The sequence below is a fragment of the Psychrobacter faecalis genome (assembly GCF_016107575.1).
GTDB classification, from domain to species: domain Bacteria; phylum Pseudomonadota; class Gammaproteobacteria; order Pseudomonadales; family Moraxellaceae; genus Psychrobacter; species Psychrobacter faecalis.
The window spans coordinates 48,259-60,960 of sequence record NZ_JABAST010000019.1 but is presented as its reverse complement, the minus strand read 5'-3'; the positions used below and the strand labels follow the sequence as shown (position 1 = coordinate 60,960).

The following is a 12,702-nucleotide window of genomic DNA, read 5'->3' as shown; positions in this document are numbered from 1 at the left end:
TCAAACCTATCTAATAGTCAATATTGGCTAGGTTTGAGTAAGATTTTTGGAACGGTTGCAATAGGAAGCTGTGGCGCATCTTGCCGCTCAATCTGAGCCAATTGATGGTTAAACACATTATCCAACTCGTCATGGAAAGCCAATAACGAGCCAGTAAAACCCGCTATGATTAAAAAACCTGCCATTACAAGCCCAGTATAACGATGAATCCATAGACAAATACGGCGTATATTCGATGCAAAAGAAGATAATGAAAGTGAAATCATGAGTGCTGATTCTTTATGAATATATAGGGTTAATGGTGCTACAGTCGAAGCGTAATTTTTAAAACAAGACAGTACAATTTCCGAAAAATGGCGATAAAAAAGCCAGCTCTTTTTTATAAAAAGCTGGCTCTATTGCGACTAGAAAATAAATACAGGGTTAAAACTGATAGGTTAAAGAAGCTTTGATATTACGACCTTTTTCAAAGTCAGTAGTAACATCATCAATCGGATTTAGACGAGATGAGTGGCTCGCATAAGCTTCATCGAAAAGATTATAAACGCCAAGCGTGGCTTTTAATCCATCAACTTGTTTTGGCGAATAGTTCATAAAGATATCATGAACATTATAGCTTGGTTTTTCAATGTCATTTTCGCCAGTATTTGGCATCACTGAAGCGACATAGGTACTGCGCCAGCCGATATCTGTGGTCTCTGTTGGAGCATAAGCCAGATTGACCATATATTTATCGCCTGATTCTGAGCTGCTTCCGGTCACTGACGGAATACTATAGCCTGTTTTGTCGCCTTTACTGCGCGCTCGCGAATAGCTCAAACCCATACTAAAGTTATTCATTTTATAGTCAGCGGCGAGCTCAACCCCTTTAATTTTATAATCTTCATCTTTGTTTATTGCGCCTTGGCAATTACTTCCAGGTTCTGGTGCACAATCCAAGCCTGAACGTACAAACTCAATATAATTTTCGATATCGGTTTCAAAGTATTTACCGCTTAACTGTAACGCATCACCGGCTACCGTTAGGTCACGCAAGGTTTTAACAATACCAACCTCATTATTAGACCCTTCTTCTGCTTTTAAGTCGTTGTTAACAACAGTTCCAACACCATTTCGATTAAAAATCGCTTGACTCAAATCAGGACCATTAAATAACTGCGTGTAGCTGGCAAATACTTGCGTTAGTGGTGCAATCTCATAGCTTGCGGCAAGTGCACCGACGACATTATCATAGGTTTTGCCACCAGCGATAAAATCAGGAGATTTGTAGCGGTCATAACGTACACCAGGCGTTAGGCTAAATTTACCCATTTGCCATTGGTCTTCTAGATATACAGAGGTGTTTGTTGCTTCATCTCTACCGCTCACCGGTATCGTAGTACCACGCTCTACACCATGGTAGTCAGATTCTTTTTTATAATGCTCTACACCAGCGATCAATTTATGAGTACCGGTAATACCCTCAAAGACACTACTATCAACTATACTAGTATTTTGTATTTTAGCGCCTGTGGTTTTAACCTGTGCATCAAACTCGAAACCTGGGTTTTTATTATAATCAGAATCGCGCAAAATACGGGTTTTGGTCTGATAAACATTGGTATCAACATCAATTAACTTGCTTGCCGGATTATAAGTATAATCTAGCCCATAAGTATCGCGTTTAACTTGTTGTGGTATTGGGGCGTCATTACGACTAGGAAAGTCAGGACGGAATGGGAAAATACCTTTCTTTTCAGTACTGCTAAAGTTTGCACCAATATGATGATCATCCGCAATATAAGCACCAGCTTTTAATAAAATATTTTCACTTTTACTGTCTTCAAACAGCTCACGACCGTTACCATCCTCGCCCGAATTAGTATCACGCTTGCCATAATAAGCCAGTAAGTCAACATTGTCCGTTGGTGCAGCAAACACCGTCGCTGATGTTAATAACTCATCATTATTACTGGCATAACCTGCGTGTAATTTGGCACCTATTCTTTGACCCGGTTTTAGCAAGTCAGCCGCATCAACCGTTTTAAAAGCAACCGCGCCGCCAAGTGCATCATTACCGAGCGTGACAGAATTGTTACCCACTGCCACATCCGCTTGTTTGAGCAAATCAGGATCAATGGTGATATCGCCCATATGATAGAACAGCTTGCCTTCTTGGCGCGCGCCATCAATGGTGACTTTTAGGTTGCTATCTTCAAGACCGCGAATACGAATGCGCTGGTTGACCGCTGACGTACCACCTATGGTCACGCCTGGCACCACATTTAAAAAATCGCTTAAATGGCTTGCTTGCTGTGCAGGCGTATAGTCTTCGACATCGACGCCATCCTCTTGCACCTTTTCACGTACCGAGCTGTTGGCAGTTACGGTGATGGTTTGTAAGGTCGTACTAGGCACATCCGTTGCCGCAACCGCCAGCTGTGAACACAGAATTGCTGAAACAGCGACCGATAACACCGTTAATTGATTAGAAAATGTTGCTGACTTAACTTCACGCATAACACACTCACTTTACTTACTATTAGGATTGAAGGATTTAAGTGCCACTTTAGAAAGACAGTTTGAAAAAGATGGTCCGAAAAAAACAATTTGGGATTTTGCTTTTTATTTTCTATTAAAATTTTTGTGTTTTATTGATTGACCACGCCTACTCAATCAACAAATACATATAGAAATAACATGATTAACACTAATGATAATGATTAGCATTTGAAATATGACAGGCATAATAACGAAGTATTAACAATTTGGCAATAAATAAAGTAAGGAATTTAATTCAATAAGATAGACGACATTGTGAAAGTTAAGCAGCACCTAACATCGACTGCTATTAAGTACTTAATAGCAGTCGTAATTTTATTTGTCATAAGCGCATTAAGGTTTTGTTAAATCGCCGAGATGAAACAAATTAATATTTTAATCGCAAAAAAAACATTGCAATAAGCAAGGCTTTCGCTATACCCTTAGATAACTGACTAATTAGTCAGGTTTTAATCACCATATCTGGCAATATTGATAAATAATGGTGAGCTGCTTTTATTTATTAGCATACGGAAAAGTGCGACTCTCTGTTGGAAAATTATTAAATGCTTAGATAGCTAGAGAAACAAGATGAAGATCTAGAGTTTACTGAAAGGCTTTTTTAAGTCACGGACTCAACTCTCAAATCATCAGTTTTCCTACGCTGTTTAGGTTTACCTTCAGAGATTGGACTAAAAGTCACTTTAGGAGAAAGCCAAAATGAGTGAAGTTACTCAAGGAAACCCTGATTTATTATATGGACTGCATGACCGCCCTGCTCCTGCAAAAGCTTTCTTAGGGGCGGTACAGCACGTACTTGCCGCTTTCGTTGGTATTATCACGCCCTCTTTAATCATTGGTGGCGCTTTGGGATTGGGAGAGCACATCCCCTATCTGATTAGCATGTCACTGATGGTATCAGGGGTCGCCACCTTTATTCAGACCCGTAAAGTAGGGCCCGTCGGCTCGGGGCTGATGGCATTACAGGGCACCAGTTTTGGCTTTTTGGCTGCCGTCCTTGCCGCAGGTTTTGTGGTAAAAAATAAAGGTGGTGGCCCAGAGGAGATTTTGTCGGTCATCTTTGGCGTGTCATTCTTCGGCGCATTTGTCGAGATATGCTTAAGCCAATTCGTCACCAAACTCAAATCTTTGATGAGCCCTATCGTCACTGGCTGCGTCATTGTCACCATTGGTTTGTCTTTAACCAAAACAGGTCTGACTGATTTGGCAGGCGGGGTTGGTGCCGAAAACTTTGGTAGTATGGAAAATTTACTACTGGGCAGCGGGGTGCTGGTCAGCGTGGTGCTGATTAGTATCGTCAATAATAAAGTGATTCGCTCAAGCGCTATTTTTATCGGTTTGATGCTTGGCTTATTTGCGGCGATGTTGATGGGGCGTATTGACTTCTCTTTAGTCTCTGAAGCGCCGTTACTTACCGTCCCTATTCCTTTTAAATACGGTTTGAGCTTTGATTGGCAAGCGTTTATTCCGATTGCCTTTATGTATATCATTACCAGTATCGAAACCTCAGGCGATTTGACCGCAACTTCAATGATTTCAGGCGAACCTATTCAAGGTCCTGTCTACGAAAAGCGTATCAAAGGCGGCGTGCTAGGTGATGGGGTCAATTCGTGGATTGCCGCGGTATTTAATACCTTTCCGGTCACTACCTTTAGCCAAAATAACGGCGTCATTCAAATGACTGGTATCGCCAGCCGCTATGTGGGTTTTTATGTGGCGGCGATTTTATTTACCATGGGGCTATTCCCTATCCTTGGCGCTATCTTTACGCAGCTGCCAAAGCCTGTGGTTGGCGGCGTGACGCTATTGATGTTCGCAACCGTTGCTACTGCGGGTATCCGCATCCTATCCACAGTGAATTTTACCCACCGTAATATCTTAATTATTGCGACTTCGCTTGGTTTATCGATGGGTATCGCGTTTGTTCCTGATGTCTTTGCGCAAACGCCGCAGCTGTTCCGCAATATCTTTGGCTCGGCAGTGACCATGTCAGGTATCGTCGCTATCACGTTGGATATGATTTTGCCAAAGAACTATGGCGTCGAGTTTGATACGTCTGATCAACATATAGAAGATGGTCTAAAACCTGTGCGCGTGTTGCCGAAAAGTGAGGTTGAAGGTCAGCCGTTATAACGGCAGCGGGCTTGGTTGAATAAATGGCGCGCTATGTAAAATCCGCTATTCAAGCCCGCAACCGCGCAGAATAAAGGGTATTAAGAAGTCAGCCGCGCGCGCTTCATCTTGCTTATCATAAGCGTCTTTTTGTAGCAGACCGACGATTTCTGTTTCAAATTCTGCATAACGCTGCGTCGTTGCCCAAATCAAAATCAACAGCTGCAATGGGTCAGCGATGCCAATTCTGCCTTGCTCATGCCAAGTTTTCATCACTTGTGATTTATCAAGCGCCCACTCTTTCATGGTTGTCGACATAAAGTCATGTAAATATGGGGCGCCGCCGATGACCTCTAACGCAAACAATTTATGACGGTTTGGATGCACAAACGCTTGGTGTAATTTGGTGCGTACAAACTTCTCTATCACGGCTTTTGGGTCGCTATCGACGGTCATTGTCACCAAACCATCGTTCCATTCTTCAATAATAGAGCGCAAAACCATTTTGTAGAGGTTTTTTTTATTTTTAAAGTAGTAATGGACATTGGCTTTTGGTAGTCCTGCCCGATCAGCAATGCCCTGCATCGTAGCGCCGCGATAGCTTTGTAATACAAACTCTTCTTCTGCAGCTGCCAAAATTACTGCTTGATTTTGGGCGCGGATATCTTGCTGATTACGATGAATAGGCGCCTCAGAATCGGACGCTTGAGATGTTTGATTAGGTTGGGTCATAAGATAAACCATTGGATAGGAGGATAAATAAGTAGCCATATTGCAACATACAACAGCACTGATAAGCCAATTTTATTTTTTATTTAGCGAAAATATAGCAGGGTTTTCGCCAGCGTATAAAAATAATTTGCATAAAACAGTTGACCAAATGGTCAGGTTTAAGCAGAATGGATGTTATTAAACCACTTATCACTCAATTAAACATAAGAATAAAGAGTTTTAAATTTAAATGAAAAGGATGTCACCGTGAGCTTAACACTAGCGCAATTTAATGCCCTCTCGCCAGACGAAGCACTCTCAAAACTATTGACCTGCTGCACTAGCAGCAAATGGGCGCATGACGTAGCAGGCGCTCGCCCTTTTGCAGATATAGACGACCTACTTGCCAGTAGCGACAAGGCTTGGCAGCAAGCGCAAACCCAAGAAGCCAATTTGCTTGAGGCCTTTGATGGTCATCCACAAATCGGCAACGTTGACTCATTAAAAGAAAAATACCGCAATACGCAAGACAGCGCGGCGCATGAGCAATCTGGTGCCAATAATGCTGACATGGATGTCATTGAAGCATTGGCAAAAGGCAATCAAGAGTATCTTGCTAAATTTGGCTTTATCTTTATCGTCTTTGCGACGGGCAAAAGCGCGCAAGAAATGCTGGATTTATTACTCACACGCCTGCCAAACGACCGCGCCACTGAGCTACTAAATGCGGCTACTGAGCAAAATAAAATTACCCGTTTGCGCTTACAAAAACTACTCGGCACTGCTTAAAGCAAATGTGCTTATTTTTACTATATAAAAGGAATGATCATGTCAGGCACTCTCTCTTCCCACATTTTAGATACCCATCTTGGCAAACCTGCCGCTGATATCGCAGTCACCCTCCACCGCGTGCCTGCAAACGGTGAGACCTATCTATTGGCAACAGGTGTCACCAACGCCGATGGTCGAGTTGCCGCTGACAGCTGGAAATTTGATACTAGTATCGATATCGCTAAATATCATTTAGATGTTGGCCGTTATACCTTGACGTTTGCGACCCAAGCCTATTTTGACGCGCAAAATCTCACGGCATTTTACCCGCAAGTAGTCATCGATTTTATGATCAGTGATGGCGGTCATTACCATGTACCGCTACTGCTCAGCGCACACGGCTATAGTACCTATCGCGGTTCATAAATGAATGGCTTAATGGATTTATAGCTATCTGTTTTACCGTTTTCAATTAACGACAGAACGCTGAACCAAACATTAAATAAAAAAGTATTGCAAAGAAAAGGACAATTCGCGCATGGGTGCATATCTTCTCGACTGGGTCGCTTTATTTTTCCGCTGGTTTCACGTCATCGCTGGCGTGGCGTGGATTGGCGCCTCCTTTTACTTTGTTTGGCTAGACATGAGTTTACGTAAGCCGCCACAGTGGAAGGCTGACAAGGGTATATCCGGTGACTTATGGGCGGTACATGGCGGCGGCTTTTATGAAATAGCCAAATATAAGCTTGAACCAGAAGAGATGCCAAAAACCCTGCATTGGTTTAAATGGGAAGCTTATACCACTTGGCTTACTGGCATGGCGATGCTGGCTATCGTTTATTATTTCAATGCGACTGCCTATCTGATTGATCCCAGTAAAGTCGCTTTTGGCAGCAGTATCGGCGCGATTTCGACCAGCTTATTGTTTTTATTTGGTAGCTACTTTCTGTATGAAGTGATTGTTCGTAGCCGTCTTGGTAAAAACTCGCTGATTTTTAGCAGTATTATCTTTATATTACTAGTGATCGCTTGCTGGGGCTCTTATCAGCTATTTAGTGATCGCGCTTCATTTATCCATATCGGTGCCATTTTAGGGACGGTAATGGCGGGGAACGTCTTCTTTGGTATTATGCCTGCTCAGCGCGCGTTGGTAGATTGTGTGCGTCGCGGTGTGAAGCCCGGCAAAGAAGTGGCGGATTTGGCGCTACAAGCAAAAAACCGCTCGCTGATGAATAACTACTTTACCCTGCCGCTTATCTTTACCATGATTAGCAACCACTATCCGATGATGTATTCACATGCGCACGGTTGGTTGGTGTTAGTATTTGTCGGTATCATCACAGCAACGGTACGTCATTATTTTAATCAAAAACACTTGGGGCATCACAAGCCAAAATTCCTCTGGATTCCGGCATTAGCAACAGTATTATTGATTATTTGGATGCGTCCTGCCCCTGTTGAGCCATTACCCGCTGCTAGTGCCTCTGTTTCTACAGCAAACGCTACACCAGACACTACATCGGACACTACGCCACCAGTTACTGCTGGTTCAGCCGATAACTCGGAAATGAGTGCTGCTACCGAAACTGGCGCTGCCAATGAAGCGGCTACCGAAGTCGTACCTGTGACTGCCTCAGCAGATGATGCCATTATGGATATCGTCCACACCCGTTGTACCACTTGCCACGCGGCGCAGCCAACCCAGCAAGGATTTGCCGCACCGCCAGCGGGCATCATTTTGCAGACGCCAGCAGATATGAAAATCCATCAAGACAAAATTGTCACAGCGGTACAAACTGGCTATATGCCACTGGGCAATCTCACTCAATTGACCGATGCAGAACGCCAACAACTCGTCGCTTACGCTTCAGGGCTATAGTTATTTAATGAGACAGTTATTTAATCAGATAATTAGTTAATGAGCCGACAGTAGAAATACTCACCTTTAATTTGCTTTATTGTATTTAGGATAGTTTAAAAATGAGTCAAAAAATAACCAGTGATTTTAATCACGACACCTACCTACGTGACTTAAAAGGCTATGCAGGCAATCCGCCAAATGCCAATTGGCCGGGCGGGGCAAAAATTGCGGTACAATTTGTACTAAACATTGAAGAAGGCGCAGAAAATAGCGTTATTCATGGCGATGGTCAATCGGAGCGCTTTTTATCGGATGTACTAGGTACGCCCGAATTTAACAACCGCCACCAATCTATCGAATCCGCCTTTGAATATGGTAGCCGAGTCGGCGTTTGGCGCGTGTTAGATACCTTTAAAGAGTATGGTTTACCCATCACCACTTTTACCTGCGCCACAGCAGCTGAAAAAACGCCGCATATTATCGAGCGCGTGCTAGAAGATGGTCACGAAATCGCCAGTCACGGGCTACGCTGGATTACTTATCAATATATGTATCGCGAAACGGAACGCGAACACGTGCGCCGCGCTACCGAAATCTTCGAGCGTATGCTTGGTCGTCAGCCGCTTGGTTGGTATACCGGCCGCGATAGTCCCAACACGCGTGAGCTGGTTGCCGAACAAGGCGGTTATATCTATGATTCAGACTCTTATGCCGACGAGCTGCCCTACTGGCTCAATGTCAAAGTAGAAGATGGGCAAAAAATCGCCCGCAAGCCGCATTTGGTCATTCCTTATAGTTTAGAGACCAATGATATGCGCTTTGCTTCAAGCCCTGGTTTTACCAATGCTGAGCCTTTTTATCAATACTTAAAGGACAGCTTTGATACCTTGTATGAAGAAGGGGATAAAAATGGTAAAAACGAACCCAAAATGCTGACCATCGGTTTGCACTGCCGCATCATTGGCCGTGCGGGCCGTATCACTGCTCTCAAAAAATTCTTGCAATACATTACTAGCAAACCCGATGTCTGGATATGCCGCCGCGATGACATTGCTAAACACTGGTATGAAAACCATCCAGCTACTGACGATAACATCGCCAACTGGATGTAATCATCTGGCGCTAGCTAAACTAAATACATAAAACTGCTCATTAAACAAAAGGTGACATCATGACTACCACAATTATCGCGAGGCCTTTAACCAAGGCCGAATTTGCACCTTATGGTACGGTGATTGAACCCTATGACAAAGAAGAGCAGACCTCTGAAAACTGCTTCTTTATTAATAAAGGTTATGCGTGTCGACATCATGCGATTACGCAGGCTACGCTTGACGGCGGCGATGTTGGCTTCAGTATCTTTCGTGCCAAAAAGCGCGAACTGCCTATCGCCTTATCGGTGATGGAGTATCATCCCTTTGGGTCGCAAGCGTTTTTTTCGATGAATGGTCAAGATTATATTGTCGTCGTCGCACAAGCTGGTGAACCACCACGTTCGGCCGCTGATTTATCAGTGTTTTATGCCAAATCGCATCAAGGCGTGCAATACGATGCCAATGTCTGGCATCATCCGCTGCTGGCACTTGGTCGCGACTCAGATTTTTTGGTCATTGACCGTATCAATGGTGAGGGTAATAACTGCTACGAGCTGGCCATTGATGATTGGCAAGTGAATATTGAAGTAGCAAATGAACAAGCCGAACCAAATACACAAATCGCAGACTAAGCTGAACTATTTAAGCTATTTTTAATGCCTTGCTTAAATGAAAATAAGACTTAAACAGCCGTACTCACCCTTTATCTCTTGAAGATAGACACTAATTTAACACAGCAAAACCCCCTAAGGATTATTAATAATGCCAATTAAAAGCACCTATTACGCCCCAACTGGCGGCTTACCGCCGCAAACGCAACTGTTATCTGACCGCGCTATTTTCACCGAAGCGTATGCGATTATCCCCAAACGGGTGCTCACCGATATTGTGATTAGCTACCTGCCGTTTTGGGAAGGTATGCGCATGTGGGTGATTGCGCGTCCTTTAAGCGGTTTTGCAGAAACTTTTTCACAGTACATCGTTGAAGTCGCCCCAAACGGCGGCTCCGACAAGCCTGAGCTCGACACTAATGCCGAAGCCGTGCTGTTTGTCGTTGAAGGTGAGATGGATATTACTATCGAAGGCGTAGCCCATCATCTTGAAGCCGGTGGTTATGCTTTCTTACCACCTGCCTGTCAATGGACGCTAAAAAATAATAGTAATGAGCCTGTTAAATTTCACTGGATTCGCAAAGCCTATCAGTTTGTAGAAGGACTTGATGCGCCAGAAGCCTTTGTCACCAGCGATCATGATGTTGAAGCAATTGAGATGCCAGAAACCAATGGTGTTTGGAAAACCACGAGATTTACCGAACAGTCTGATATGCGTCACGATATGCACGTCAATATCGTTACTTTTCAACCAGGCGGCGTGATTCCGTTTGATGAAACCCATGTCATGGAACATGGTTTATATGTGCTAGAAGGTAAAGCCGTCTATCACTTAAACGGTGAATGGGTCGAAGTTGAAGCAGGTGATTTTATGTGGCTACGCGCATTTTGCCCGCAATCTTGTTACGCCGGGGGCCCTGGTCCATTTAGGTATTTACTCTATAAAGACGTAAATAGACACATGCCGTTTATACGTCCACAGCGTTAATTTATCTAAAATTATAAATGACCTAAAAGCCAGCATATCACCATGCGCTGGCTATTATTTTTATTTTCAATTTAACCTTCAACATCAAGCGTTAAACAAATAACGCTAAACGTCCAAACACGTTACTTGTTTTTCTTGTACTACTGTACTAGAATACTGAAACGAAACAATATTTTGCTTATTATCCTTTCTCTTACTAAGATTATATATTATGAGCGCCAATCCTTATCACAGTCTATTAACTCATTTGGCCAGCTGTCACGATAGTAGCGCTATCGACGAGCTATTTACTGCGCTATTGACCGATAAAGAACAACAAGAAATCGCCAATCGCATCCGTATTTTTGATTTGTTAGAGCGCGGTATCACCCAGCGTGAGATATCTGAGCAGCTCGGCGTCGGTATCGCCACTGTCTCGCGCGGTGCGAAAGCCATGCAAAGTCACGATGTGAGCGCCCTACTTAAAACTCATAGAGAAAATACGCATAAAAAAGACGCTTAATTGGGCAAAAACATAATTTCATTCTGCCTTATTTTTTTGATAAATCATTGAACTATTTTGGACATCGTTATGACCGCTTCTCTCTCAACATTCAAGCAACCTGCTGCTATCGATATTCCTAGCAAACCACAGCGTATCAAACTCACGCAGGATATAGATTTTTTTGCGCTATTTAAGCGTATTGAGCACGCTTTTGAAACTTGTTATTTGCTTGAATCATTGGGCGAGGATGGACATATGGCGCGCCACCATGCCATTGGTTTTGACCCCGTTATGACCATTGCTGCTACTGACCGTACCACCTTAGCAATTACCGATAATAAAACCGCCGAAACCACACATTATCAAACTGACAATCCTTATCAGCTATTACGCAGCATCACCCCGCAGCACGTTATTGCGCGCGACCAAAGCGGCGGACTGGTTGGCTACTTGGGTTATGACAGTGTTAATTTCTTTGAGCCAAGTCTCAACGCCAAAGCCAGTGATGATTTTGAACCCTTTAAATTTGGCGTGTATTTAGATGGTTTAACGCTTGATAAGATGACCGGTGAGATTTTCTATTTCTACTATCCAACCGCGCAGCAAGAAAATCGCATCGAGCAAATCAAAGCCTTACTTGAAGCCCCCATCCCCAATTATGAACCACCCTCAGTAGAGTTTTTGGGGGATGGCATGAGTCAAGAGGAGCATGCCAAAGCGGTGCTGCAAGTCAAAGAAGACATCATCTCTGGGCGCATCTTTCAGTGCGAAGTTGGCTTTAAATCCAAATATCGCATTTTCGGCGACAAGATGCCAATTTACGAAAAGCTACGCGCGGTTAATCCGTCACCGCATATGTATTTTATGAAATTTGCTCAGCAATGCATTATTGGTGCCTCGCCTGAGCTACTGTTTCGCCTGCGCCAAGGTGAGATGGAAACCTACCCATTAGCGGGCACTGCTAAGCGCGGCGTCGATATCGCAGAAGACCGTAAGCTTGCCCGCGCGCTACTGAATGATGCCAAAGAGATTGCCGAGCACAATATGCTGGTCGATTTGCATCGCAACGATATCGGCCGTGTGGCACAATTTGGTACGGTAAAGGTGCGTAGCCTCATGGATATCAAACGCTTCTCACACGTGCAGCACATTTCTTCTGAAATCGTCGGAATTTTGCACCCCGATGAAGATATGTTTAGCGCCCTTGCCAGCAATTTCCCCGCCGGTACTTTATCAGGGGCGCCAAAAGTGGAAGCCATTAAAGTGATTAATGAGCTTGAGCCTGATGGCCGCGGTGCTTATGGCGGCGCGCTAGGCTCCTTTAATTTTAATGGTGATTGTATTTTTGCCATTCCTATTCGCAGTCTATTTATCAATGGTGAGTCGGCTTATGCGCAAACTTGCGGCGGCAATGTTTACGACTCCAATCCTGCTGATGAATACTTAGAAATCCAGCGTAAGCTGTCAGCGATGAAAGTGGTGTTAGACAGCTTTATGACAGCGTGAATCCATTGTACTTTTGCTAAAGA

Annotated in this window: 12 protein-coding genes; 9 read left to right on the top strand and 3 right to left on the bottom strand. The window is 43.8% G+C overall.

Features of this window, described 5'->3' with window-relative positions; all coding sequences use genetic code 11:
* Positions 1–17 precede the first annotated feature (17 nt).
* Both JFC07_RS07725 and JFC07_RS07720 read right to left on the bottom strand, forming a co-directional pair.
* The gene (locus JFC07_RS07725) at positions 18–266 is read right to left on the bottom strand and encodes a PepSY domain-containing protein (protein WP_265090560.1); all 249 of its coding nucleotides are present in this window, start codon (positions 264–266) and stop codon (positions 18–20) included.
* 157 nt (positions 267–423) lie between these two features.
* Positions 424–2,499, bottom strand: a complete 2,076-nt coding sequence (locus JFC07_RS07720; RefSeq protein ID WP_198328775.1) for a TonB-dependent receptor domain-containing protein — start codon at positions 2,497–2,499, stop codon at positions 424–426.
* Between the two features lie 741 nt (positions 2,500–3,240).
* Here JFC07_RS07720 and JFC07_RS07715 point away from each other — a divergent pair.
* A complete protein-coding gene (locus JFC07_RS07715; protein WP_198328774.1) occupies positions 3,241–4,674 on the top strand; it encodes a nucleobase:cation symporter-2 family protein in 1,434 nt (477 codons plus the stop codon).
* 45 nt (positions 4,675–4,719) lie between these two features.
* On the opposite strand, the gene JFC07_RS07710 is transcribed toward JFC07_RS07715, so the two are convergent.
* Positions 4,720–5,385 (bottom strand): TetR/AcrR family transcriptional regulator, encoded by a 666-nt coding sequence (locus JFC07_RS07710; protein WP_068407211.1) that lies wholly within the window; start codon positions 5,383–5,385, stop codon positions 4,720–4,722.
* Between the two features lie 246 nt (positions 5,386–5,631).
* Here JFC07_RS07710 and uraD point away from each other — a divergent pair, with 246 nt between their 5' ends.
* From uraD to JFC07_RS07670, 8 genes are all read left to right on the top strand, one after another.
* On the top strand, positions 5,632–6,153 hold the full coding sequence (gene uraD / locus JFC07_RS07705) for a 2-oxo-4-hydroxy-4-carboxy-5-ureidoimidazoline decarboxylase (protein ID WP_068407214.1): 522 nt from the start codon (positions 5,632–5,634) through the stop codon (positions 6,151–6,153).
* Positions 6,154–6,192: 39 nt separating this feature from the next.
* Positions 6,193–6,561, top strand: coding sequence for a hydroxyisourate hydrolase (uraH, locus tag JFC07_RS07700; protein WP_068407216.1), 369 nt, complete (start codon positions 6,193–6,195; stop codon positions 6,559–6,561).
* 112 nt (positions 6,562–6,673) lie between these two features.
* Positions 6,674–8,014 (top strand): urate hydroxylase PuuD, encoded by a 1,341-nt coding sequence (locus tag JFC07_RS07695; protein ID WP_191690445.1) that lies wholly within the window; start codon positions 6,674–6,676, stop codon positions 8,012–8,014.
* 101 nt (positions 8,015–8,115) lie between these two features.
* A complete protein-coding gene (gene puuE / locus JFC07_RS07690; RefSeq protein ID WP_191690443.1) occupies positions 8,116–9,108 on the top strand; it encodes an allantoinase PuuE in 993 nt (330 codons plus the stop codon).
* 59 nt (positions 9,109–9,167) lie between these two features.
* Entirely contained in the window at positions 9,168–9,722 is a 555-nt protein-coding gene (locus JFC07_RS07685; protein ID WP_068407225.1) for an ureidoglycolate lyase, read from the top strand.
* Between the two features lie 130 nt (positions 9,723–9,852).
* Positions 9,853–10,689, top strand: coding sequence for a bifunctional allantoicase/(S)-ureidoglycine aminohydrolase (locus tag JFC07_RS07680; protein ID WP_068407228.1), 837 nt, complete (start codon positions 9,853–9,855; stop codon positions 10,687–10,689).
* Between the two features lie 211 nt (positions 10,690–10,900).
* Positions 10,901–11,191 carry a Trp family transcriptional regulator gene (locus tag JFC07_RS07675; RefSeq protein ID WP_068407232.1) on the top strand — a complete coding sequence of 97 codons (291 nt, stop codon included), beginning with the start codon at positions 10,901–10,903 and terminating at the stop codon, positions 11,189–11,191.
* 69 nt (positions 11,192–11,260) lie between these two features.
* A complete protein-coding gene (locus tag JFC07_RS07670; protein WP_198328773.1) occupies positions 11,261–12,679 on the top strand; it encodes an anthranilate synthase component I family protein in 1,419 nt (472 codons plus the stop codon).
* Positions 12,680–12,702: the final 23 nt, after the last annotated feature.